At 62.8% G+C, this 22,659-nt stretch carries 21 protein-coding genes; 2 read left to right on the top strand and 19 right to left on the bottom strand.

The features are described 5' to 3' along the window. Positions 1 to 177: 177 nt before the first annotated feature. Complete coding sequence (gene tam / locus ACNFCJ_RS18965) at positions 178 to 939, top strand: trans-aconitate 2-methyltransferase (protein ID WP_416773029.1); 762 nt, start codon at positions 178 to 180, stop codon at positions 937 to 939. Between the two features lie 128 nt (positions 940 to 1,067). On the opposite strand, the gene nuoN is transcribed toward tam, so the two are convergent. The 13 genes from nuoN to ACNFCJ_RS18900 form a co-directional block, all read right to left on the bottom strand. Beyond that, entirely contained in the window at positions 1,068 to 2,552 is a 1,485-nt protein-coding gene (nuoN, locus tag ACNFCJ_RS18960; protein WP_416773027.1) for an NADH-quinone oxidoreductase subunit NuoN, read from the bottom strand. Between the two features lie 19 nt (positions 2,553 to 2,571). After that, positions 2,572 to 4,101: an NADH-quinone oxidoreductase subunit M gene (nuoM, locus tag ACNFCJ_RS18955; protein ID WP_416773026.1), complete on the bottom strand. Its 1,530-nt coding sequence runs from the start codon at positions 4,099 to 4,101 to the stop codon at positions 2,572 to 2,574. A 15-nt stretch (positions 4,102 to 4,116) separates the two neighbouring features. Further along, positions 4,117 to 5,967, bottom strand: a complete 1,851-nt coding sequence (nuoL, locus tag ACNFCJ_RS18950) for an NADH-quinone oxidoreductase subunit L (RefSeq protein ID WP_416773024.1) — start codon at positions 5,965 to 5,967, stop codon at positions 4,117 to 4,119. After that, positions 5,964 to 6,272, bottom strand: a complete 309-nt coding sequence (gene nuoK / locus ACNFCJ_RS18945; RefSeq protein ID WP_003460477.1) for an NADH-quinone oxidoreductase subunit NuoK — start codon at positions 6,270 to 6,272, stop codon at positions 5,964 to 5,966. Before nuoK ends, nuoL begins: the two co-directional genes overlap by 4 nt. Further along, positions 6,269 to 6,778, bottom strand: coding sequence for an NADH-quinone oxidoreductase subunit J (nuoJ, locus tag ACNFCJ_RS18940; RefSeq protein WP_416773022.1), 510 nt, complete (start codon positions 6,776 to 6,778; stop codon positions 6,269 to 6,271). Before nuoJ ends, nuoK begins: the two co-directional genes overlap by 4 nt. Before the next feature lie 10 nt (positions 6,779 to 6,788). Next, positions 6,789 to 7,337 (bottom strand): NADH-quinone oxidoreductase subunit NuoI, encoded by a 549-nt coding sequence (gene nuoI, locus ACNFCJ_RS18935; protein WP_041979355.1) that lies wholly within the window; start codon positions 7,335 to 7,337, stop codon positions 6,789 to 6,791. 10 nt (positions 7,338 to 7,347) lie between these two features. Continuing rightward, the gene (nuoH, locus tag ACNFCJ_RS18930) at positions 7,348 to 8,340 is read right to left on the bottom strand and encodes an NADH-quinone oxidoreductase subunit NuoH (RefSeq protein ID WP_416773020.1); all 993 of its coding nucleotides are present in this window, start codon (positions 8,338 to 8,340) and stop codon (positions 7,348 to 7,350) included. Further along, positions 8,337 to 11,060: an NADH-quinone oxidoreductase subunit NuoG gene (nuoG, locus tag ACNFCJ_RS18925; protein ID WP_416773019.1), complete on the bottom strand. Its 2,724-nt coding sequence runs from the start codon at positions 11,058 to 11,060 to the stop codon at positions 8,337 to 8,339. The genes nuoH and nuoG overlap by 4 nt, the downstream gene beginning before the upstream one ends. 58 nt (positions 11,061 to 11,118) lie before the next feature. After that, a complete protein-coding gene (gene nuoF, locus ACNFCJ_RS18920) occupies positions 11,119 to 12,465 on the bottom strand; it encodes an NADH-quinone oxidoreductase subunit NuoF (protein ID WP_416773017.1) in 1,347 nt (448 codons plus the stop codon). Next, positions 12,462 to 12,956: an NADH-quinone oxidoreductase subunit NuoE gene (gene nuoE / locus ACNFCJ_RS18915; RefSeq protein WP_416773015.1), complete on the bottom strand. Its 495-nt coding sequence runs from the start codon at positions 12,954 to 12,956 to the stop codon at positions 12,462 to 12,464. Before nuoE ends, nuoF begins: the two co-directional genes overlap by 4 nt. Before the next feature lie 2 nt (positions 12,957 to 12,958). Continuing rightward, positions 12,959 to 14,740: an NADH-quinone oxidoreductase subunit C/D gene (gene nuoC, locus ACNFCJ_RS18910; RefSeq protein WP_181564471.1), complete on the bottom strand. Its 1,782-nt coding sequence runs from the start codon at positions 14,738 to 14,740 to the stop codon at positions 12,959 to 12,961. Between the two features lie 63 nt (positions 14,741 to 14,803). Beyond that, positions 14,804 to 15,481 (bottom strand): NuoB/complex I 20 kDa subunit family protein, encoded by a 678-nt coding sequence (locus tag ACNFCJ_RS18905; RefSeq protein ID WP_013715478.1) that lies wholly within the window; start codon positions 15,479 to 15,481, stop codon positions 14,804 to 14,806. A gap of 10 nt (positions 15,482 to 15,491) precedes the next feature. Next, positions 15,492 to 15,905 carry an NADH-quinone oxidoreductase subunit A gene (locus ACNFCJ_RS18900; protein ID WP_024308132.1) on the bottom strand — a complete coding sequence of 138 codons (414 nt, stop codon included), beginning with the start codon at positions 15,903 to 15,905 and terminating at the stop codon, positions 15,492 to 15,494. Between the two features lie 568 nt (positions 15,906 to 16,473). On the opposite strand from ACNFCJ_RS18900, the gene ACNFCJ_RS18895 reads away from it, so the two are divergent. Then, positions 16,474 to 16,611, top strand: a complete 138-nt coding sequence (locus ACNFCJ_RS18895; protein WP_416773013.1) for a hypothetical protein — start codon at positions 16,474 to 16,476, stop codon at positions 16,609 to 16,611. A gap of 201 nt (positions 16,612 to 16,812) precedes the next feature. Here ACNFCJ_RS18895 and ACNFCJ_RS18890 read toward each other — a convergent pair whose 3' ends face one another. The 6 genes from ACNFCJ_RS18890 to ACNFCJ_RS18865 all read right to left on the bottom strand — a co-directional run bounded on the left by ACNFCJ_RS18890 (position 16,813) and on the right by ACNFCJ_RS18865 (position 22,581). Next, the gene (locus ACNFCJ_RS18890; RefSeq protein ID WP_416773012.1) at positions 16,813 to 16,959 is read right to left on the bottom strand and encodes a hypothetical protein; all 147 of its coding nucleotides are present in this window, start codon (positions 16,957 to 16,959) and stop codon (positions 16,813 to 16,815) included. 426 nt (positions 16,960 to 17,385) lie between these two features. After that, complete coding sequence (locus ACNFCJ_RS18885; protein ID WP_416773011.1) at positions 17,386 to 18,981, bottom strand: isocitrate lyase; 1,596 nt, start codon at positions 18,979 to 18,981, stop codon at positions 17,386 to 17,388. 559 nt (positions 18,982 to 19,540) lie between these two features. Then, on the bottom strand, positions 19,541 to 20,350 hold the full coding sequence (locus ACNFCJ_RS18880; protein WP_416773010.1) for a secretin N-terminal domain-containing protein: 810 nt from the start codon (positions 20,348 to 20,350) through the stop codon (positions 19,541 to 19,543). Continuing rightward, positions 20,347 to 20,988: a histone acetyltransferase HPA2 gene (locus ACNFCJ_RS18875; RefSeq protein ID WP_416773008.1), complete on the bottom strand. Its 642-nt coding sequence runs from the start codon at positions 20,986 to 20,988 to the stop codon at positions 20,347 to 20,349. Before ACNFCJ_RS18875 ends, ACNFCJ_RS18880 begins: the two co-directional genes overlap by 4 nt. An 8-nt stretch (positions 20,989 to 20,996) precedes the next feature. After that, on the bottom strand, positions 20,997 to 21,422 hold the full coding sequence (locus ACNFCJ_RS18870; RefSeq protein ID WP_036999437.1) for a GNAT family N-acetyltransferase: 426 nt from the start codon (positions 21,420 to 21,422) through the stop codon (positions 20,997 to 20,999). Continuing rightward, the gene (locus ACNFCJ_RS18865) at positions 21,415 to 22,581 is read right to left on the bottom strand and encodes a JmjC domain-containing protein (RefSeq protein WP_416773006.1); all 1,167 of its coding nucleotides are present in this window, start codon (positions 22,579 to 22,581) and stop codon (positions 21,415 to 21,417) included. The genes ACNFCJ_RS18870 and ACNFCJ_RS18865 overlap by 8 nt, the downstream gene beginning before the upstream one ends. Positions 22,582 to 22,659 lie beyond the last annotated feature (78 nt).

Here is a 22,659-nt window from a genome sequence, read left to right as displayed (position 1 = left end):
CAGTGTGGCGAATTTACGCCAGCCTGCCAGGGCTGGTAAAAAGCCTGTGATCTGGCGCACATGAGGTGGCGGATAACCGCCATGTGCCAGCAGCTTTACAGCGGAAAACTGCCGGTGGCGGAGCGCGGCGCGTGGCCTGTTATCCTCTGCCGGTCGAATGAAGCCAGGAGTTTTCTCATGAGTTGGTCCGCCCAGCAATATTCGCTGTTCGAACGTCAGCGTACCCGCCCGGTGCATGACCTGCTGGCGGCGGCTCCCCGCGACGGTATCGAGTTGGCCGTCGACCTGGGGTGCGGCCCCGGTAACTCCACTGCCGTGTTGCAGGCGCATGCGCCCGAGGCACGGGTGATCGGCATCGACAGCAGCGAGGACATGTTGCGTGCGGCGCGCGAACGGTTGCCGCAGGTGACTTTCCAGTTGGCGGATATCCAGCACTGGCAGGCCGAGTGCGCGCCGCAGCTGATCCTGGCCAACGCCTCGCTGCAATGGCTGCCCGATCACGCCCAGCTATACCCGAGATTGCTCGCGCAGTTGGCGCCCGGTGGCTGGTTGGCGATCCAGACGCCGGACAACCTGCAGGAACCCGCGCATCGTCTGGCCCGCGAAGTGGCGGCAAAAGGGCCGTGGGCTGAACTGATTGGTGACGTGCGTCATGCCGAGCGGCACAGTGCACAGACTTACTACGACATCCTCAGGACTCAGGCCAGTGAGCTGGATATCTGGCGTACCACCTACTTCCATGTGCTGGACGATGCGGCTGCGGTGGTGGAGTGGTTCAAATCCACTGCGTTGCTGCCATTCCTGCAGCCGTTGGATGCCGAGCAGCAGGCAGCTTTTCTTGAACGCTATCAGGCGGCGATCAGTGAAGCCTACCCGGCGCAGGTCGATGGTCGAGTATTGTTGCCGTTTCCGCGTCTGTTTTTGGTCGCTCGGCGCTAGCGCAACACGCCGTCGCGGCTAAAGCCTCTCCCAAAAGTCACCATGAATCTGTGTGGGAGGGGCTTTAGCCGCGACCCTTAAAAGAAAGCCCCCGCATCTGCGGGGGCTCTTCGTTTGCGGGGCTTCGCTTACTGCGCCAGGGCGACCAGTCCTGCCTGCTGCACCAGCTCCAGCAACGGCTGCGGGTAAACGCCGAGGAAGAAGGCGAGCAGTGCCACCACCAGCAGCATGATGCCGCCAGCACGCTGGCCCCAGTCGAAGGGCGCGTCGTGGCGATGCAGGTTGGGTTCGCGCATGAACAGGGTGACCATCACCCGCAGGTAATAGAACACGCCGATGGCGCTACCCAGCACCATGGCACCGAGCAGCCACCACAGTTGCGCCTCGACGCCGGCAGCGATCACGTAGAACTTGCCGATGAAGCCTGCGGTCAGCGGAATGCCGGCCAGCGACAGCATCATCACCGTGAGCACGGCGGTCAGGTACGGGCGGCGCCAGAACAGGCCGCGGTATTCGTACAGCGCATCGGCATCACGGCCACTGTAAGGGGTGGACATCAGGGTGATCACGCCGAAGGCGCCCAGGCTGGTCAGTACGTAGGTGGCCAGGTACACGCCGACGGCTTCCACCGCAAGCCCCTTGCTGGCGATCAGCGCCACCAACAGGTAACCGAAGTGGGCGATAGAGGAGTAACCCAGCAGGCGCTTGAGATTGTTCTGCAGCAGGGCCAGCAGGTTGCCGACGAGGATCGAGGCGATGGCGATCAGGGTCAGCAGCTCGCTCAGCCAGCCGCCGCTCATGGCCGGGGATATCTGGTACAGGCGCAGCAACACAGCGAACACCGCCACCTTGCTGGCCGTGGCCAGGAAGGCCGCCACCGGTGCAGGAGCACCTTCGTAAACGTCCGGCGTCCACAGGTGGAAGGGAACCAGCGACAGCTTGAAGGCCAGGCCAATGAGCATCATGCCGATGCCGATCTGCACCAACTGGCTGCTCTCGCGCATCAGGCTGGCGCCGATATCGGCGAAGGCCAGGTTGCCGGACTCGGCATACAGCAGCGCCATGCCGAACAACAGGAAGGCCGAACCAGCGGCCGACAGCACCATGTACTTGATGCCGGCTTCCAGCGAGCGCTTGTTGAAGAAGGCATAGGCGATCATGCCGTAGGTCGGTACCGACAGCAGTTCCAGGCCAATGAACAGGCTGGCCAGGTGCTGCGCGCTGACCAGTACCAGGCCACCAGCGGCGGACAGCAGTACCAGCAGGTACAGCTCCTCGCGGTTGCCCGGATAGCCCTTGCCCGAATCACCGCCCAGGTAAGCATGGATCAGCGTGATGCAGGCCAGGCTGGCCGCTAGTACCAGGGCCATGTAGTAGCAGGCGAAGGTGTCAATCAGCAGCAGCGGGGTAACCTCTAGCGGCGCCACCTCCAGCGTCGGAATCAGCGACAGCAGCGCCAGGTTCAGGCCCACCACCGAGAGGATGAATGTCACCGTGTGATTGCGCTTGGCAGCGATGGCCAGCATCACCACGACAGCGGCGAGGCTGGTCACCAGCAGCGGCAGCAGGGCGATCAGGTGTTGCAGGGTGAAGTCGACAGCGTGATGTTCCATGAGTCTCTAATCCTTACCCTTACCGGCCCGAGGCGAGTTGATCGAGGGCGCCAGCCATCCACTGCTGCACGCCGTGCATGCTGGCAGCGGAGGTATCGAGCACCGGTTGCGGGTAAACGCCAAGCAGAATCAGCAGCACGCCGAGGCCGAGCACCATGGCCAGCTCGCGTGGTTTGAGGCCGGGCAGGGGTGCTTCCTGTTGCACCGGGCCGAAGTAGGCGCGGTGAATCATCGCCAGGGCGTAAACCGAGCCGAGCACCAGGCCGCAGGCGGCCAGTACCACGACCCAGGGCGCAGCGGGGAAGCTGCCGATCAGGATCAGGAACTCACCGACGAAGTTGCCGGTGCCCGGCAGGCCCAGTGCGGCGGCAGCGAAGAACAGGCTGATGGCCGGCAGCCAGGGCATGCGCGCCCAGATCCCGCCCATCTGGCGCAGGTCACGGGTATGCACGCGCTCGTAGAGCTGGCCGCAGAGGATGAATAGCGCGGCGGCCGACAGGCCGTGGGCGACCATCTGTACCACCGCACCTTGCAGGGCGATCTGGCTGCCCGAATAGATGGCGATCAGCACGAAGCCCATGTGCGAGACGCTGGAGTAGGCCACCAGGCGCTTGATATCGGTCTGGGCGAACGACAGCAGCGCGCCGTAGACGATGGCGAACACACCGAGCCATTGGGCGATGGGCGCGAACTCCGCCGAGGCGTTGGGGAACAGCGGCAGGGCGAAGCGCAGCAAACCGTAGGCGGCGGTTTTCAGCAGGATACCCGCCAAGTCAACGGAGCCAGCGGTCGGCGCCTGGGCGTGGGCATCCGGTAGCCAGGAGTGCACCGGCACCACCGGAAACTTCACCGCGAAGGCGACGAAGAAACCGAGCATCAGCAGGTATTCGGTGCCCGGCGCCAGTTCGGTCTTCAGCAGGTCGGCGTAGTTGAAGCTGAGCACGCCAGTCTGGTTGAAGTGCACGAACACCAGAGCCAGGATCGACACCAGCATGATCAGGCCGCTGGCCTGGGTGAAGATGAAGAACTTGGTGGCAGCGGTGATGCGGGTGCGACCGTCGCTGCCGCTATGACCCCAGAGCGCGATGAGGAAGTACATCGGCACCAGCATCATTTCCCAGAAGAAGAAGAACAGGAACAGGTCGACGGCGAGGAACACGCCGACCACACCGCCGAGAATCCACATCAGGTTGAGGTGGAAGAAGCCGACGCGGTGCTGGATCTCGTTCCACGAACAGAGTACCGACAGCACACCGAGCAGGCCGGTAAGCACCACCATCAGCACCGACAGGCCGTCCATCGCCAGGTGGATGGTGATGCCCAGACGCGGGATCCAGTCGATGACGAACTCGTGGGCCCAGCGCGGACCGCCGTCCGGGGCAGGGGCCAGGGTGAAGTCGCCGCTGACCCACAGCCACAGGCTCAGGACGAACAGCAGACCCATGGTGATCAGGGCGATCCAGCGCGGCAGGGCGTGGCCGAAGCGCTCGCCTTGCCAGCACAGCAGGCCGCCGATGAAGGGAATCAGGATTAGCCAGGGCAGAATCATGACAGGCTGTTTTCCTTAACTCAGAAAGAGGATGGCGGCGAGCACCAGCACGGCGCCCCCGGCGATCGAAGCGGCATACCAGCGCACCTGGCCGGTTTCGCTGCGCACCAGTGCGGCGTTGCCGCCACGCGCGAGCAGCGGAATCAGGCCGATGCTGCGGTCGATGGGGTCGCGGCGCAGCAGGTGGCAGAGCGCAAGGTAGGGGCGTACGAACAGCTTGTCGTAGAGCCAATCGAAGCCCCAGGCGGCGAACCACAGGGCGCTCAATAGACGGCCTGGTGCGCTCTGCGCCACGGCAGAGGCAACGCGGCGCCGGCCGAGGAAGAGCAGGGCGGCGATGACGATACCGCTCACCGCGATCAGACCCGAGAGCAGTTCCAGGCTGTGCTTGGCCTCGCCACCGGCATGGCCGACGCTTTGCGGCAGCACTCCAGCCAGCGGCGGGGTGATCCAGGCGCCGATAAAGGTCGACAGCACGATCAGCACCATCAGCGGCAGGTTGTGGGCGATGCCATGGCCGGCATGAGCCTCGGTCTTCTGCTCGCCATGGAAGGCGATGAAGATCAGGCGGAAGGTGTAGATCGAGGTCAGGAAGGCACCGACCAGGCCAGCGTAGAGCAGCTCGCTATGGCCGCTGGCGAAGGCTTCCCAGAGGATCTCGTCCTTGGAGTAGAAGCCGGCGGTCAGCAGTGGCAGGGCGGCCAGCGCAGCGCCACCGACAACGAAGCTGGCGTAGGCCAGTGGCAGCTTCTTCCACAGACCGCCCATCTTGAAGATGTTCTGCTCGTGGTGGCAGGCGTGGATCACTGCACCGGAGGCGAGGAACAGCAGGGCTTTGAAGAAGGCGTGGGTCATCAGGTGGAAGATCGCCGCATCCCAGGCGCCAACGCCGAGGGCGAGGAACATGTAGCCGATCTGGCTCATGGTCGAGTAGGCGAGGATGCGCTTGATGTCGGTCTGCACCAGCGCGGCGAAGCCGGCCAGCACCAGAGTCACGCCGCCAACGACGCCGACCAGTTCGAGAATCTCCGGGGTCAGCAGGAACAAGCCATGGGTACGGGCGATCAGGTAGACGCCAGCGGTGACCATGGTCGCCGCGTGGATCAGCGCCGACACCGGGGTCGGGCCGGCCATGGCGTCGGCCAGCCAGGTCTGCAGCGGCAACTGGGCGGACTTGCCCACCGCGCCGCCCAGCAGCATCAGGGTGGCGACCCACAGCCAGGCGTCACCGGCCACGTACTGCTGCTGCGCCCGTACCATCAGCTCCTGGATGTTCAGGGTGTCGAGGTTGATGAACAGCAGGAACATGCCGATCATCAGGAACACATCGCCGATGCGGGTGACGATGAAGGCCTTGAGCGCCGCGTTACCGTTGGGCACGTGCTTGTAGTAGAAGCCGATCAGCAGGTACGAGCACAGGCCCACGCCTTCCCAGCCGAAGAACAGCACCAGCAGGTTATCGCCGAGCACCAGCAGCAACATGCTGAAGATGAACAGGTTGGTGTAGGCGAAGAAGCGCGAATAACCCTCTTCACCGCGCATGTACCAACTGGCGAACAGATGGATCAGAAAACCCACGCCAGTGACCACGCCGAGCATGGTGGCCGACAGACCATCCAGATGCAGGGTGAAGCTCGGCGCCAGGCCTTCGACGCTCATCCACTGCCACAGGGTCAGGCTGTAAGAGCCGCCAACCGGGACTTCAGTAAGAAAACGCGCGATCACGCAGACCGCACTGGCCGCAGCGAGGCCGATGGAGCCGACACCAATGACGGCGCTGGCGTTTTCCGAGAAGTGTCCGCGCGAGAAGGCCAGCAGCAGCCAGCCGAGCAGCGGGAAGAATAGAGTCAGGGCTAGAAGGTTCATCCGCGCATCTCGCTGGCAGCGTCGATATCCAAGGTGTTGAAGCGGCGATACAGCTGCAGCAGGATCGCCAGGCCGATGCTGGCCTCGGCGGCTGCCAGGGTGATCACCAGAATGAACATCACCTGGCCGTCAGCCGCGCCCCAGCGGGCACCAGCCACGACGAAGGCCAGTGCAGCTGCGTTCATCATGACTTCCAGGCTCATCAGGATGAACAGGATGTTGCGCCGCACCATCAGGCCGACCAGGCCGATGCAGAACAGCACGCCGGCCAGGGCCAGGCCGTGTTCGAGTGGGATGCCGGTCATACGGTAGGCTCCTTGGCGTCGTGGCGGCCCAGGTGGTAGGCAGCGACCAGTGCGGCGAGCAGCAGCATGGAGGCCAGCTCTACGGCCAGCAGATAAGGCCCGAACAGGCTGATACCGACGGCCTTGGCTTCCACTGTGGTGTGGCCGATATGGGCGTCGCTGACGTGGTTCAGCAGCACATAGAGCAACTGACCGAGCAGCAAGGTGCTGAGGATTGCCGGGCCGACCCAGATACCGGGCGTCAGCCACTTGCGCTCCTGCTCGGCAGCCGCCGGGCCAAGGTTGAGCATCATCACCACGAAGACGAACAGCACCATGATGGCGCCGGCGTAGACGATGATTTCCAGCGCCCCGGCAAAGGGTGCGCCAAGGGCGAAGAACACCATCGACACCGCCAAGAGCGAGACGATGAGGTAGAGCAGGGCATGCACCGGGTTGGTATTGGTGACCACCCCGACCGTTGCTGCCACCGCCACACCGGCGGCGAAGTAGAACGCGAATTCCATCAGAAGCTCCTCAAGGCAGCAGGCTCTTCACGTTGATCGGCTCGGCCTCGTTCTGCGCGGCGCCCTTGGGCTTGCCGGCGATGGCCATACCGGCAACGCGGTAGAAGTTGTAGTCCGGGTTCTTCCCGGGGCCGCTGATCAGCAGGTCTTCCTTCTCGTACACCAGATCCTGGCGCTTGAACTCGCCCATCTCGAAGTCGGGGGTGAGCTGGATCGCGGTGGTCGGGCAGGCTTCCTCGCACAGGCCGCAGAAAATGCAGCGCGAGAAGTTGATGCGGAAGAACTCCGGGTACCAGCGCCCGTCATCGGTCTCGGCCTTCTGCAGCGAGATGCAGCCCACCGGGCAGGCCACGGCGCACAGGTTGCAGGCGACGCAGCGTTCCTCGCCGTCGGGGTCGCGGGTCAGGACGATGCGGCCACGGTAGCGCGGCGGCAGGTAGACCGGTTCTTCCGGGTATTGCAGGGTGTCGCGCTTGCGAAAGCCATGGCTGAATACCATGACCAGGCTGCGCAGTTGGGTGCCGGTACCGACCAGCACGTCCCAGATGTACTTGAACATGGTTCTCTCCTTACTGGGCCGTGGCCAGCACGACGGCGCCGGTCACCAGCAGGTTGATCAGGGTCAGCGGCAGGCAGAACTTCCAGCTGAAGGCCATGACCTGGTCATAGCGCGGGCGTGGGATCGACGCGCGCAGCAGGATGAAGATCATGATGAAGAAGGCCGTTTTCAGCGCGAACCAGAAGAACGGAATCTGCGGCAGGATGCCGAATGGGCCGTGCCAGCCACCGAAGAACAGGGTTACCAGCAGTGCCGACACGGTGACGATGGCCACGTACTCGCCAACGAAGAACATGCCCCATTTCATCCCGGCGTATTCGATGTGGTAACCGTCGGCCAGCTCCTGCTCGGCTTCCGGCTGGTCGAACGGGTGACGGTGGGTCACGGCGACAGCAGCGATGAAGAAGGTACAGAAACCGAAGAACTGCGGAATGATGAACCACAGGTTCTGCGCCTGGTAGTCGACGATGTCGCGCATGTTGAACGAGCCAACCTGCGCCACTACGCCCATCAGCGCCAGGGCCAGGAACACTTCGTAAGACACCGTTTGCGCCGAAGCACGCAGGGCACCGAGCAGGGCGAACTTGTTGTTGCTCGACCAGCCGGCGAACAGCACCGCGTAGACCGACAAACCCGCCATGGCGAAGAAGAACAGGATGCCGATGTTCAGATCCGCCACGCCCCAGGTCGGGGTGATGGGGATGATGGCGAAGGCCATCAGCATCGCCGAAAAGGCGATCATCGGTGCCAGGATGAAAATGAACTCGTCGGCGAACGGCGGCGTCCAGTCCTCCTTGAAGAACATCTTGATCATGTCGGCGGCGATCTGAAACATGCCGAACGGCCCCACACGGTTGGGGCCGTAACGATCCTGCCACCAGCCGAGCAGACGGCGCTCGATGAAGCTCAGCAGCGCGCCGCAGACCACCACCACCAGCAGGATGACGATGGCCTTGAGTACAGCGATGACGATCTCGATCAGTTCGGGCGTCAACCAATTCATTGCGCGGCCTCCTGCAACAGGGTCACGCTGGCACCGGCGACTGCTGCCGGAATGCCCGGCAAGCCAACCGGCAGACCGACCAGACCGACTGCCAGATCATCACGCACCTGCAGCGGCAGGCGCAGTGCCTGGCCGTTGACGCGCAGCGCCAGCAGCGCGCCGTCGCTCACACCCAGACGGGCCGCTTCATCGCGGGCCAGGGCCACATAGGGCTCGGGCATGCGTTCCTGGATCGGCTTGGCGCGCGCGGAGTTTTCCTCGCTGCCGAACAGGTGGTGCAGTGGCGCCACCTGCCAGGTGCCGGCTGCCGGGTTGAACGCAGCATTGACGGCGAACCAGGGTAGGGCGTTGCCGGCGGCTTCGAGCAGGCGCACGCCGGGGTCGCCGGCACGCAGATGACCACCGACCTCGTCCTGGAACTTGTTCCAGGCTTGCGGCGAGTTCCAGCCCGGCGACCAGGCGAACGGAATCTGCTGCCGATCTTCCTTGCTGCCGGCGTAGCCTTCCATGGAGAAGGCGAAGGCGGTGTCCTGATCCTGCGGCTGACGCGGCTCGTGCACGCTGATATTGGCGCGCATGGCGGTACGACCACTGTAGCGGTGCGGTTCGCGGGCGAGCTTGAGGCCTTTGATGCGGAACGAGGCGCTAGGCGCGGCGTCCTTGATCCCGGCCAGCAGCGGGTTGCTGGCGGCGCAGGCCTCGGTGACCTGATCCAGTTGCGTCCAGTCCACGGCCTTGCCCTGCAGGGTGCTGTGCAGCGCGTGCAGCCAGCGCCAGCCTTCGCGGATCAGAATATTGCTGTCGTAGTAGCTCGGCTCATAGACCTGGAAGAAGCGCTGGGCGCGGCCTTCGAGGCTGACCAGGGTGCCGTCGCCTTCGGCGAAGCTCGCCGCCGGCAGCAGCAGATGGGCGCGCTCGCTGGTGGCGGTGCGCTGGTGATCGGCGACGATCACCACCTGCGCGGCGCTGAGCGCTGCATCGACCTTGGCTGCATCGGCGCGGCGGTACAGATCGTTCTCCAGCACGATGACGGCATCGGCCTGGCCGCCACTCAAGGCTTCCAGCGCGGCATCGACGGACTCGCCGCCCTGCTCTTTATCCAGAAGCAGTGCCAGGCCCAGGCTGTTGGCTTCCGGTACCACCAGGCTCAGCGAGCCGTTCTTCTCGCGGTTCTTCAGCGCGCTGGCGATATTGGCAGCAGCTTCGATCAGGGCTTTGTCGCCCAGCGAGGCGCCGGAGACGATCAGCGGGCGTTGGGCTGCCAGCAGGGCCTCGGCGATGCGCTGTACCAGCGCCTGCGCCTCGGCTTCCAGGCCGTCGACGGCCGGTGCGCTCGGGTCGATGGCATGAGCCACGGCGAAACCGATGCGAGCCAGATCGGCCGGCGCGGCGTGCACGCTTTCGGCCGCCACGTCGTCCAAACGGGTTTCACCGACGCTGGCGATAAACAGCGGGTGACGAGCATGCTGCGCAACGTTCTGCACGGCCGCCATGTGCCAATCCTGAATCCGCGCACCGGCAGCGATCTCGGTGGCCTTGCCCTTGACCGCCTGGCGCAGGGCCAGGGCCATGCGTGCGGCGGTCTGGGTCAGGTCTTCGCCGAGGACGAAGATGGCGTCGTGCAGCTCGACATCGCGCAGGGTCGGCGTTGGCAGCGGGCCGTTCTGCAGGATGTCGCGGATCAGGCGGATATTGGTCAGCTCGCCAGCGGCGATGCCGCTATAGAAGTTATTGGCACCCACCAGTTCGCGCAGGGCGAAGTTGGCTTCGAGGCTGGCGCGCGGCGAGCCAATGCCGATCACGCGCTTGCCCTTGAGCAGCTCGGCGGCCTTGTCCAGCGCGGCATCGATGCCGATGGCCTGGCCAGCCAGCAACGGCTGACGCGGGCGATCCGCATTGTTGACGTAGCCATAGCCGAAGCGGCCACGGTCGCAGAGGAAGTACTGGTTCACCGAGCCGTTAAAGCGGTTCTCGATGCGGCGCAGCTCGCCGTAGCGCTCACCGGGGCTGATGTTGCAGCCGCTGGAGCAGCCATGGCAGATGCTTGGGGCGAATTGCATGTCCCACTTGCGGTTGTAGCGCTCGGAGTGGGTCTTGTCGGTGAACACGCCGGTAGGGCAGACCTCGACCAGGTTGCCGGAGAACTCGCTTTCCAGCGTGCCGTCCTCGACGCGGCCGAAGTACACGTTGTCATGCGCGCCGTAGACGCCGAGGTCGGTGCCGCCGGCGTAGTCCTTGTAGTAGCGCACGCAGCGATAGCAGGCGATGCAGCGGTTCATCTCGTGGGAAATGAACGGGCCGAGTTCCTGGTTCTGGTGGGTGCGTTTGGTAAAGCGGTAGCGGCGGGCGTTGTGCCCGGTCATTACCGTCATGTCCTGCAGGTGGCAGTGGCCACCTTCCTCGCACACCGGGCAGTCGTGCGGGTGGTTGGTCATCAGCCATTCGACGACGCTGGCGCGGAACGCCTTGGACTCCTCGTCGTCGATGCTGATCCAGGTGTTGTCGGTGGCAGGCGTCATGCAGGACATGACGATACGACCACGGGTGTCGTTCTCGTCGTTGTACTGCTTGACCGCGCACTGGCGGCACGCCCCGACGCTGCCAAGCGCCGGGTGCCAGCAGAAGTAGGGGATGTCGAGTCCGAGGGACAGGCAGGCCTGCAGGAGGTTGTCTGCTCCATCGACTTCGAAATCTTTGCCGTCTACGTGGATAGTGGCCATTTCTTTAAGTCTTCGTTTACCCGCTGGTTAAAGCGGCTGGCTAAGGGAATTCGTCTGTTCAGTTCGCGGTTGCCGGCGTGCGGGGCGTACTCGCCACCTGGGCCACACCAGCCTCGAACTCTTCACGGAAATACTTGATGGCACTGCCCAACGGCTCCACGGCGCCTGGCGCATGCGCGCAGAAGGTCTTGCCCGGGCCGAGGAAGTTGACCAGGCCGAGCAGGGTCTGGATGTCTTCGGCGGTACCTTGCTTGCGTTCCAGGGCGCGGAGGATCTTCACGCTCCACGGCAGGCCGTCGCGGCACGGCGTGCACCAGCCACAGGACTCGCGGGCGAAGAACTCTTCCATGTTGCGCAGCAGGGAAACCATGTTGATCGAGTCGTCGACCGCCAGCGCCAGGCCGGTGCCCATGCGCGTGCCGACCTTGGCGATACCGCCGGCGTACATCTGCGCCTCCAGATGCTCGGGCAGCAGGAATCCGGTACCGGCGCCGCCGGGCTGCCAGCATTTGAGCGTGTAGCCATCGCGCATGCCGCCGGCGTAATCCTCGAACAGCTCGCGCGCCGTGACGCCGAACGGCAGTTCCCACAGGCCGGGGTTCTTCACCTTGCCGGAGAAGCCCATCAGCTTGGTGCCGTGGTCTTCGCTGCCCGGACGGGCGAGGCCCTTGTACCACTCGACGCCCTGGCCAATGATGGCCGGCACGTTGCACAGGGTTTCCACGTTATTCACGCAGGTGGGCTTGCCCCACACGCCGACAGCAGCGGGGAAGGGCGGCTTGGCGCGAGGGTTGGCGCGGCGGCCTTCCAGCGAGTTGATCAGCGCGGTTTCTTCGCCGCAGATGTAGCGCCCAGCGCCTGTGTGGACGAACAGCTCGAAATCGAAGCCGCTGCCAAAGATGTTCTTGCCCAGCAGGCCGGCAGCCTTGGCTTCATCGATGGCGCGGTTGAGGTTGGCCGCGGCATCGACGTATTCGCCGCGCAGGAAGATGTAGCCGCGATAAGCCTTGAGCGCGCGCGCGGAGATCAGCATGCCTTCCACCAGCAGGTGGGGTAGCTGTTCCATGAGCATTCGGTCTTTCCAGGTGTTGGGCTCCATTTCGTCCGCGTTGCACAGCAGGTAGCGGATGTTCATGGATTCGTCAGCCGGCATCAGGCCCCACTTCACCCCCGTGGGGAAGCCTGCACCACCGCGCCCCTTGAGGCCGGATTCCTTGACCGTCTGCACGATGTCGGCCTGGGCCATCTCGGTCAGTGCCTTGCGTGCGGCCGTGTAGCCGTTCTTCTGCTGGTATTCCTCCAGCCATACCGGCTGGGCGTCGTCACGCAGGCGCCAGGTCAGCGGATGGGTTTCTTCGCTACGAGTGATGCGGTTGGCTGGGCCGATGGAGGTCAGCGTTTTCATTTGTAGGCCTCCAGCAGCTTGGCGACGCCGTCAGGTTGAACATCGCCGAAGGTGTCGTCGTCGATCATCACCGCCGGAGCCTTGTCGCAGTTGCCCAGGCAGCACACCGGCAACAGGGTGAAACGCTCATCGCTGGTGGTCTGGCCAAGGCCGATGCCGAGCTGCTTCTGCATTTCACTGACCACCGATTCATGGCCGCCGATGTAGCAGGTCATGCTGTCGCACACGCGAATCACGTGGCGGCCCACCGGCTGACGGAATATCTGGCTATAGAAGGTGGCCACGCCCTCGACGTCGCTGGCGGGAATGCCGAGGATCGCGCCAATGGCGTCAGCAGCGCCGTCCGGCACCCAGCCGCGCTGCTTCTGCACGATCTTCAGCGCCTCGATGCTGGCGGCGCGCGGGTCTTCGTAGTGATGCATCTCGTGCTCGATGGCCGAGCGCTCGGTTTCGCTGAGGGTGAAACGGTCGGTCTGAATTAGCGTATTCATGATCAGCGGTCCACGTCGGCCATGACGAAGTCGATACTGCCCAGATAGGCGATCAGATCCGCCACCATGCTGCCGCGAATCACCGAAGGGATCTGCTGCAGGTGGGCGAAGCTGGGGGTGCGAATCCGGGTGCGGTAGCTCATGGTGCTGCCGTCGCTCGTCAGGTAGTAGCTGTTGATGCCCTTGGTCGCCTCGATCATCTGGAAGGCTTCGTTGGCCGGCATGACCGGGCCCCAGGAAACCTGCAGGAAGTGGGTGATCAGGGTTTCGATGTGCTGCAGCGTGCGTTCTTTCGGCGGCGGCGTGGTCAGCGGGTGATCGGCCTTGTACGGGCCTTCCGGCATGTTCTTCAGGCACTGGTCGATGATGCGGATGCTCTGGCGCATCTCCTCTACGCGCACCATGCAGCGGTCGTAGGCGTCACCATTGGCCGCCAGCGGTACCTCAAACTCGAAGTGCTCGTAGCCGGAATAGGGGCGAGCCTTGCGCAGGTCGAAGTCGCAACCGGTGGCGCGCAGGCCGGCACCGGTGGTGCCCCATTCCAGCGCTTCCTTGGTGTTGTACTGCGCTACACCGATGGTACGGGCCTTGAGGATGCTGTTCTTCAGCGCCGCTTTTTCGTATTCGTCGAGGCGCTTGGGCAGCCAGTCGACGAATTCCTTGACCAGCTTGTCCCAACCGCGCGGCAGGTCATGGGCGACGCCGCCGATGCGGTACCAGGCCGGGTGCAGGCGGAAGCCGGTGATGGCTTCGATCACCTTGTAGGCGCGCTGGCGGTCGGTGAAGGTGAAGAACACCGGGGTCATGGCGCCGACGTCCTGGATATAGGTGCCGAGGAACAGCAGGTGACTGGTGATGCGGAAGAACTCGGCCATCATCACGCGAATGAAGTCGACACGGGCCGGCACCTTGATGCCGGCGAGTTTCTCCACCGAGAGCACGTAGGGCAGGTTGTTCATCACCCCGCCGAGGTAGTCGATGCGATCGGTGTAGGGGATGAAGCTATGCCAGCTCTGCCGTTCGGCCATCTTCTCGGCACCACGGTGGTGGTAGCCGATCTCCGGCACGCAATCGACGATCTCTTCGCCGTCGAGCTGCAGGATGATACGGAATGCGCCGTGGGCGGACGGGTGGTTGGGGCCGAGGTTGAGGAACATGTAGTCCTCGTGCTCACCGCCGCGTTTCATGCCCCAGTCTTCGGGGCGGAAGCGCGCTGCCTCTTCCTCAAGCTGCTGCTTGGCCAGGGTCAGGCTGAACGGATCGAATTCGGTGGCGCGCGCCGGGTAGTCCTTGCGCAGCGGGTGACCTTCCCAGGTCGGCGGCATCATGATGCGGCTCAGGTGCGGGTGGCCGGTGAAGGTGATGCCGTACAGATCCCAGACTTCGCGCTCGTACCAGTTGGCGTTGGGCCAGATACCGGTGGCGGTGGGCAGGTTGAGGTCGCGCTCGGACAAGGCGACCTTGATCATCACGTCACTATTACGCTCCAGCGACATCAGGTGATAGAACACCGTGAAGTCGGCGTCCGGCAGGCCGCGACGCTGGGTACGCAGGCGTTCGTCGACGCCGTGCAGGTCATAGAGCATCACGTAGGGACGCGGCAGGTTGCGCAGGCAGGTGAGCACTTCGATAAGGCGCTCACGGGCGACCCAGAGAACCGGCATGCCGGTGCGGGTCGCTTGCAGGGTGAAACTGTCGTCGCCAAAGCGGGCGCGCAGTTCGGCGACGACGTCCTGGTCGTCAGCCTTGTAAGGCGGTATGGACACAACGGTGTCTTGAGTCATGGTCTCGGTCGCTGTCGATCAACGTAGAAAGTGGGCATGACGCTCGCGCAGGCAAGCATCGGCTCAGACTTCGTCGGGGCTACGCAGGTTGGTAACGGCGATTCGCTGCTCGCGTCGCTGTTCCTTCTGCGAAGGCATTTCGGCACGGTAGATGCCTTGATCGCCAACGACCCAGGATAGCGGGCGGCGCTCCTGGCCGATGGATTCCTGCAGCAGCATCAAGCCTTGCAGGAACGCCTCGGGGCGGGGCGGGCAGCCGGGAATGTAGACGTCCACGGGGAGGAACTTGTCCACGCCCTGAACGACCGAGTAGATGTCGTACATGCCGCCGGAGTTGGCGCATGAACCCATGGAGATGACCCACTTGGGCTCCAGCATCTGCTCGTAGAGACGCTGGATGACCGGCGCCATCTTGATGAAGCAGGTGCCGGCGATGACCATGAAGTCGGCCTGGCGGGGTGATGCGCGAATGACTTCCGCACCGAAACGCGCCACGTCATGCGGGGCGGTGAAGGCGGTGGTCATTTCCACATAGCAGCAGGACAGGCCGAAGTTGTACGGCCACAAGGAATTCTTGCGCCCCCAGTTGACCGCGCCGTTAAGCACGTCCGAGAGCTTGCCCATGTAGATGTTCTTGTGAACCTGATCCTCTAGCAGCGGGTCGGAGACGACCTCCCGCTGGCCGATCGGATACGCCTCGTTGGGCGCATTCGGGTCGACCCGAGTAAGTTTGTATTGCATCGCCAAAGCCTCATTGTTTTAGCTTCGCCTGCCGTTCACGACGTCCCTGCGGCGCCCAATCGAGCGCGCCGATACGCCAAAGATAGACAAGACCTGCCAACAGAATTGCTATGAAAACTGTAGCTTCGATCAGGCCCGCCCAGCCGCTTTCGCGCACCGAGACTGCCCAAGCGAAGAGATAGAGGGCTTCAACGTCGAAGATCACGAAGAGCATCGCGACCAGATAGAACTTGGCTGACAGGCGCAGGCGCGCGCTGCCGGTGGGAAGCATGCCCGACTCGAAGGGTTCGTTCTTGCTGCGCCCCCAGGCCTTGCTGCCGAGCAGGCTGGAAAGACCGAGCATGAAGGCGATGAGCCCGCAGACACCCAGCAAGAAAACAGCGAAAGCCCAGTTCTGGGACATGGTCGTTACCGCATCAGGCATGCCGGTACTCCTTGAATTAAGGAACGGCTTTTAATCTATTTAGCGACCAGACACCGTCGAGGGCGTTGGCGCGAAGTGTGTATACAATACTATGTGCAGGCCAATTGTAAGTAAATTTTTCGGAGAAAATTATTCCTGAAATTCGATCATTTCTGATTGATTTGTCGCATCGGTGTAATTCTGAAGCGAGCCGTGTGGGCTGGCGTTTCAGGACTATAGCTGATGACTCTGCTCTGGCAATTTCAAGGCGCATTCATCCGGCTAATTTGCCTCATTTCGCAGCGTAATTGCCCTCGGCGAGATGAGCAATTCGCTGCCACTTTGGTGTTAAGGCGAAAGCAGCAGAGCGTGCCGTTAAATTCCTACAGCGCATAATTCACAGGCTTACATATCACCAAATGTTATTCATGCTGGTGTGCCGCACACCGGATCTTGTACTAGCGTGCATGAATCGCCGTGGGGCGATGCCTTTCTGATTGAGCAGTACCCGCCATCCGCTGGGTCTGCGCAGTCGCCCCTGCCTGGGTATGCCGATCCTTCGCATGCATAACAACATGAGGGGTTTGCCATGCCTGTCGTCCGCGCCTTGCTACGCGACATTCCAGCCATTCTCCTGCTGCTCCTGAGCGCGCCTGCCAGCGCGGAATTGGCTGACCGCAACAAACCCTTCAATCTGCTTTATTACCTGCTGGACCAGATGCTCTGAACAGGGGTGGAACCAGCGCGGCGACAACTGGGGTTGTCGCCGCGATCAGCCATTGGGTGCTTGTCGGTAATTGAGCTCGCGGGCCTCTTGCAGGCGTTGTCGTAGATATTGGTCGCGTGTGAGTCCATCGGGGATGTTCTGCAGTTCGAGCACCTCCTCGACGATGCGTTATTCCTCGGCCTGTAGCGCTCGAAGTTGGGGTCAGGCTGCTGCTCCAGCCTGGCTTCGCGCTTTGAGCTGATGACCTGATAGCGTTTGATCAGCGCTTCGGCGCGTGTTTTTCTGCTCAGCTTCGTCCTCGCTGACGGCCTTGATCAGGGCAATCTGTAGCAGCAGGGTCTCGCTCAATGCAAGCTCGCCTCGCTGCTCCATTGCATCGAGCCCTTTGCTCAGGTCCTCCGCCTGTGCTTCGCGCTTTTCGGCGTCGAGCTGTTTGGCGTGCTCGATGAAGTCTCTATAGCGCTGATGAAATCCCAGGCGTTGTTCCTGTTGCTGGATTTCCGGGTGGGCCAGCAGTTGCAGCTGCTCCGTGCTGAGGGGCGACGATGCAGGCGTCGGGCTGGCTTGCGCGGCTTGAGGCGTCGGCAGCTGCCCAATAGCAGGGCGTAACGAGGCGAGGGCATAGGCAGGTTCCAGGAGGCGTCATTTGAGCCTAGGAGCTGAAAGACTGGTTTGCCTGGACAATAAATGCAGACGAAAAAAGCCCCGGCAAGCCGGGGCAGATTAGGCAAACAGGCTGCTGCGGATGCGTGCTCCGCAGCAGGTGAACCGTACTTAGTGGAACTGGTTCATGGTGTTGTCTTTACCGCTCGCCTTCAGAGCAGCTTCGCCAGCGAAGTACTCCTTGTGGTTGTCGCCGATGTCGGAGCCAGCCATGTTCTGGTGCTTGACGCAGGCGATACCCTGACGCAGTTCCTGACGCTGAACACCTTTCACGTAGGCCAGCATGCCCTGGTCGGCGAAGTAGCCCTTGGCCAGGTTGTCGGTGGACAGAGCCGCAGTGTGGTAGGTCGGCAGGGTGATCAGGTGGTGGAAGATGCCGGCGTGGGCAGAACCATCGCGCTGGAAGGTACGGATCTTCTCGTCGGCGATCTGAGCCAGCTCGGTCTCGTCGTACTCGACGCTCATCAGCTTGGCGCGGTCGTAGGCGGAAACATCCTTGCCTTCGGCAACCATGGCGTCGAACACCTGCTGACGGAAGTTCAGCGTCCAGTTGAAGGACGGGCTGTTGTTGTAAACCAGCTTGGCATTCGGGATGACTTCGCGGATGCGGTCAACCATGGCCTTGATCTGGCCAACGTGCGGCTTCTCGGTTTCGATCCACAGCAGGTCGGCGCCGTTCTGCAGGCTAGTGATGCAGTCCAGTACGCAGCGGTCTTCGCCAGTGCCAGCACGGAACTGGAACAGGTTGGACGGAAGGCGCTTCGGACGCAGCAGTTTGCCGCCGCGGTTGATTACGACATCGCCGTTGCCCAGGTCGGCAGCGGACACTTCTTCGCAATCGAGGAAGCTGTTGTACAGGTCGCCCAGGTCGCCCGGCTCTTTGGTCACGGCGATCTGCTTGGTCAGGCCTGCACCCAGGGAGTCGGTACGAGCGACGATCACGCCGTTGTCGATGCCCAGTTCGAGGAAGGCGTAGCGAACGGCAGCGATCTTGGCGAGGAAGTCGGCGTGAGGAACGGTCACTTTACCGTCCTGGTGGCCGCACTGCTTCTCGTCGGAAACCTGGTTCTCGATCTGGATGCAGCAGGCACCGGCTTCGATCATGCGCTTGGCCAGCAGGTAGGTGGCTTCCGGGTTACCGAAACCCGCATCAATGTCGGCGATGATCGGGACAATGTGCGTTTCGTAGTTGTCGATCTGGTTCTGGATCTCGGCAGCCTTGGCGTGGTCGCCAGCATCACGAGCGGCGTCCAGCGCGGTGAACAGCAGGTCCAGTTCACGGCTGTCGGCCTGGCGCAGGAAGGTGTACAGCTCTTCGATCAGGTCGGAGACGGCAGTCTTCTCGTGCATCGACTGATCCGGCAGCGGGCCGAAGTCGGAGCGCAGAGCAGCAACCATCCAGCCGGACAGGTAGAGGTAGCGCTTGTTGGTGGTCTTCAGGTGCTTCTTGATCGAGATCAGCTTCTGCTGACCGATGAAGCCGTGCCAGCAGCCCAGGGACTGGGTGTAGACGGAGGAGTCTGCGTCGTACTCTTCCATGTCCTTGCGCATGATGTCAGCGGTGTACTGAGCGATTTCCAGACCGGTCTTGAAGCGGTTCTGAGCGCGCATACGGGCGACGGACTCGGGGTTGATAGCGCTCCAGCTGCTGCCGAACTTCTCTTTCAGAGCGGCTACAGCCTTGATGTCGTTTTGATATGCGGACATGGTCAATCCTTCAAAAAATGTGTTGGTTGAGCACCGACTACCCACGCAATGCGTGCACGGATGCAGCGGCTGCGGGAGGCTTCCACTTTGACGGCGAGAATACGGCTGGGGCGAGGATTGACCGCGAGGAGGGGGATGTGGCGAGCATTTCGAGAACGTCGCGTTTGCCGGTTGGCTCGTGGAAACCTTGGGCACCTGCTGGGTTTTCGATCTGTCTGACGCTAAACGCTTCCCCGTCCCTCAGGACAACTTCGTTCCAGTCGCAACCTCGTCGTACGGCCTTGTGGGCTGTTGGGACACGGACCGTCGCGAAGTACTTCGCGGGCGGTCTGGAGATCCTTTTCAGGACCCCTGGCTAGCGGGAGCGAGGCCATCATGCCTCTGGGAAAATGCTTCGTCAAACGTTTTGTAGTGGTTTTTTAAAACTACTACATATTCAGTCGGCGACTGCCTGGTCACGCTGTGCGGCCCATGGGGTGGGCGTTTCAGACATTTCGCGGGTTGCGTGAGTTGTCTATGGTTCTTGCGAGGGAAAGGGATGCGACTTTGGTCGGGGGTGTCAGTCGATCGCTTCGACCTTAAGGCGCAGCGACATGTCCTCGCGGCCCTGGGTGGTGTGTCGACGCAACACGTCACGGCTGCTGGAGCTGGTTTCCTCGCTGACGCCGCCCAGGGTAATCCACTCGCCGAGACGACCGCTGACGCGCGTGTCGGTGCTTTGCACGTCGATCACGCCGGCGCGGCTGTTGCTGACGCGATCGCGCTGGCTGTTGATGGCAACGTGGACGAGTTCGCCAGAGAGGCTGGCTGTCACGTAGAAACCCCGAGTCACGTCGCGATACTGGGTGTCCTGGTAAACCTGGCCGTACGGGCCGGTACTGGTGGTGGTCAGCGGCACGCTCTGACCGACCTGAATCAGTGCCGGATAGCCTTCGGTTGCCTGTACCTGCTGGGTGCCGCCACCACGGCTGTCGGTGCTGCGGCGGATGATGCGCACCTGGTCGCGACCGTTCACTTCGCCACGGCCGACCTGAACCTCGGCATTGCCGGAGCTGAGGGTGCCGTCGACGCGATAGCCGCGGTCGTTCTGGTAATTGCTGTCAGCGCTTTCGACGGTGATCAGCAGGCGCCGCGGGCGGGTGTCGAGTTGCTGCAGCAGCACGCGCACCTCGCCGATCTTGGCCGGTGATGCATTGACGATCAGTTGGTTGCCATAAGCGCTGACCTTGCCCTCGTTGCCGAGCATCGATTGCACCACGCCGAGTACGTCGTCGGCGGTGCGGTAATTCAGCGGGATTACCTCGGTAGCCGCTTGCAGTGGCAGGCATAGGCCGAGAAGCAGGGCGGCGAACAGCGTGCGCAGGGTCATAGCAGAAAGCTCCGCAGGTCAGGGTCGGTGATGCTGGTGTCCCAGGCCTGGTCGAACTGGGCCTGGCGTTGGCGCACGCGCGCCGGGTCGTTGTACAGCGCGTAGCCGGATTGTTGATCGAGTTCAGGCCGCAGGAACATGCCTCTGTCATCGGCAATCAGGTAGGCCAGCTCCTCGTTGGCGTAGTCCGGATGAAGCTTGCGGATATGCAGGTTGGAGGACAATCGGCGTGACAGAGCGAGCAGACGATGGCCTTCCTTCACGGCGCGAGTTGGGTCGCGTAGCAGGATACGCAGGCGCGCTCGTGGGCTGCTCAGCAAGAACCGGGTGCACGCCTGCTGCACACTGCTGTGGTGATAGAGCCAGGGCTCCAGGTCATCGCTGTACAGGCACAGGCTGCGCTGGGCCTGTTGGATCAACGCCAGGATGTGGGCGCGAGCCTGCTGTGGCTGGCTGAAGCGCTCCAGGCGCTCGTGCTGGCCGAGTGTGAACGGGGCCGGCTCCCATTGCGCCGCATCTGGCGTGACGGGGGCGGGGTTGTGCACGACAAAACGCCCCGGCGACTCGAATTCGATGGCCGCCAGCTCAACGGGATCTGGCGTATCGATTGGTTCGACCGGGGCGTCTTTGTCGTTCATTTCGGCCTCTACTGGCTGGTGCGCACCATATCCACGTGCGGTATGCCGGCGTCGAGGTACTCGTCGCTGACAATCCTGAAGCCTAGCCTTTCATAGAACGGTGTCGCGTGCACCTGAGCGGTGAGCATTTGCTGATGCAGGCCGCGTTTTTCCGCTTCGGCGATCACCGCCTGCATCAGTTTCTCGCCGACCTTGAGGCCGCGCCAGTCCTTGAGCACCGACACGCGACCGATATGGCCGTCGGGTAGCAGACGTGCGGTGCCAACCGGGTAATCGCCTTCCTCGGCGAGAAAATGCACGGCGTCGGTATCTTCGGCGTCCCACTCCAGTTCCGGCGGCACCGATTGCTCGGCGACGAAAACGCTGTCGCGGATACGACGAAGCTCGGCATTGTCCCTATGCCAGTCCGCGACACGGACAGTGATCTCACTCATCGGCAAATCCCAGGCTGCCTTGTTTGACCAGTTCCCACAGCAGAGTACGCCCCTCGTCGTCGGCCAGCCAGGCGCCGAGGTTTTCCACATGTAACGCATCGGCGCTGCAGATCAGCTTCAGCAGCTCACGCAGGCGGGCCGAAACCAGGCGGCTCTGGCCGCTGGCGAACAGCACCAGGTCTTCACCGACTTCCGACCAGGCCATACGTGCGCTGGGGTTGCGGATCAGGATCGCGCCATCTTCCAGGGCGCCGAGGAAGTCTTCTTCCTCGATCTCGATGCCGGCGACCAGCTCGGGGTACTTGGGCTCGGTCATGAACTGGCCGAACCAGGTCATCAGCAGGCGTTCGTCACTCATGTGCTCGTTGAGCAGCGCCTTGAGGCGCTCCAGGGCGTCGCGCTGGATCTGGTTGGGGTCCTCGCTCGGCTGGATGTCGGCATCGCTGTAACGCTCTTCGTCGGGCAGGAACTGGCCGAGAAAATCAGTGAAATGGGTCAGTACTTCGGCGGCGCTCGGCGCGCGGAAGCCCACGGAATAGGTCATGCAATCATCCTCAGCGGTGCCACAGTGGGCGAGGCGTGGCGGCAGGTAGAGCATGTCGCCGGGTGCCAGCACCCATTCATCGGTTGGTTCGAATTGAGCCAGGATCTTCAGATCGGCGTGGGGGAGCAGCGGGCTGTCGGAATCGCACATCTGGCCAACTTGCCAGCGGCGATGACCGTGCGCCTGCAGCAGGAATACGTCGTAGTTGTCGAAATGCGGGCCGACGCCGCCGCCGGGCGCGGCGAAGCTGATCATCAGATCGTCGATGCGCCATTTGGGCAGGAACTTGAAGTCTTCCAGCAGCTCCGCCACTTCCGGCACGAACTGGTCGACGGCCTGCACCAGCAGCGTCCAGTCGCGCTCGGGCAGGTCCTGGAAGGTGTCCTCATTGAACGGGCCGCGCTGCAGCTCCCAGGGGCGTTCGCCGTGCTCGATCACCAGGCGCGATTCGACTTCTTCTTCCAGTGCCAGACCGGCCAGTTCGTCGGGGCTGATCGGGCTTTCGAAGCCCGGGATCGCCTGGCGCACCAGCAGCGGCTTCTTCTGCCAGTAGTCACGCAGGAATTCACGGGCTGTGAGGCCACCCAGCAATTGCAGCGGAGTATCAGGATTCATCAGTAAGCCCTTGAAATAGATAAAAACCTTAAAACAAAAACGCCCGGCTCAGCCGGGCGTCCTCGAGGCTGATCGCGC

Source organism: Pseudomonas sp. NY15364 (assembly GCF_048068235.1).
GTDB lineage: Bacteria > Pseudomonadota > Gammaproteobacteria > Pseudomonadales > Pseudomonadaceae > Aquipseudomonas > Aquipseudomonas mendocina_D.
Note: the sequence above shows the minus strand (reverse complement) of the source record. Positions and strands in the feature narration are given on the sequence as shown.

Bases quoted from the DNA above. Each gene is read 5' to 3' on its own strand.
- tam (WP_416773029.1), top strand. From the start codon at position 178: ATGAGTTGGTCCGCCCAGCAATATTCGCTGTTCGAACGTCAGCGTACC.
- nuoN (WP_416773027.1), bottom strand. From the start codon at position 2,552: ATGGAACATCACGCTGTCGACTTCACCCTGCAACACCTGATCGCCCTG.
- nuoM (WP_416773026.1), bottom strand. From the start codon at position 4,101: ATGATTCTGCCCTGGCTAATCCTGATTCCCTTCATCGGCGGCCTGCTG.
- nuoL (WP_416773024.1), bottom strand. From the start codon at position 5,967: ATGAACCTTCTAGCCCTGACTCTATTCTTCCCGCTGCTCGGCTGGCTG.
- nuoK (WP_003460477.1), bottom strand. From the start codon at position 6,272: ATGACCGGCATCCCACTCGAACACGGCCTGGCCCTGGCCGGCGTGCTG.
- nuoJ (WP_416773022.1), bottom strand. From the start codon at position 6,778: ATGGAATTCGCGTTCTACTTCGCCGCCGGTGTGGCGGTGGCAGCAACG.
- nuoI (WP_041979355.1), bottom strand. From the start codon at position 7,337: ATGTTCAAGTACATCTGGGACGTGCTGGTCGGTACCGGCACCCAACTG.
- nuoH (WP_416773020.1), bottom strand. From the start codon at position 8,340: ATGAATTGGTTGACGCCCGAACTGATCGAGATCGTCATCGCTGTACTC.
- nuoG (WP_416773019.1), bottom strand. From the start codon at position 11,060: ATGGCCACTATCCACGTAGACGGCAAAGATTTCGAAGTCGATGGAGCA.
- nuoF (WP_416773017.1), bottom strand. From the start codon at position 12,465: ATGAAAACGCTGACCTCCATCGGCCCAGCCAACCGCATCACTCGTAGC.
- nuoE (WP_416773015.1), bottom strand. From the start codon at position 12,956: ATGAATACGCTAATTCAGACCGACCGTTTCACCCTCAGCGAAACCGAG.
- nuoC (WP_181564471.1), bottom strand. From the start codon at position 14,740: ATGACTCAAGACACCGTTGTGTCCATACCGCCTTACAAGGCTGACGAC.
- ACNFCJ_RS18905 (WP_013715478.1), bottom strand. From the start codon at position 15,481: ATGCAATACAAACTTACTCGGGTCGACCCGAATGCGCCCAACGAGGCG.
- ACNFCJ_RS18900 (WP_024308132.1), bottom strand. From the start codon at position 15,905: ATGCCTGATGCGGTAACGACCATGTCCCAGAACTGGGCTTTCGCTGTT.
- ACNFCJ_RS18895 (WP_416773013.1), top strand. From the start codon at position 16,474: ATGCCTGTCGTCCGCGCCTTGCTACGCGACATTCCAGCCATTCTCCTG.
- ACNFCJ_RS18885 (WP_416773011.1), bottom strand. From the start codon at position 18,981: ATGTCCGCATATCAAAACGACATCAAGGCTGTAGCCGCTCTGAAAGAG.
- ACNFCJ_RS18880 (WP_416773010.1), bottom strand. From the start codon at position 20,350: ATGACCCTGCGCACGCTGTTCGCCGCCCTGCTTCTCGGCCTATGCCTG.
- ACNFCJ_RS18875 (WP_416773008.1), bottom strand. From the start codon at position 20,988: ATGAACGACAAAGACGCCCCGGTCGAACCAATCGATACGCCAGATCCC.
- ACNFCJ_RS18870 (WP_036999437.1), bottom strand. From the start codon at position 21,422: ATGAGTGAGATCACTGTCCGTGTCGCGGACTGGCATAGGGACAATGCC.
- ACNFCJ_RS18865 (WP_416773006.1), bottom strand. From the start codon at position 22,581: ATGAATCCTGATACTCCGCTGCAATTGCTGGGTGGCCTCACAGCCCGT.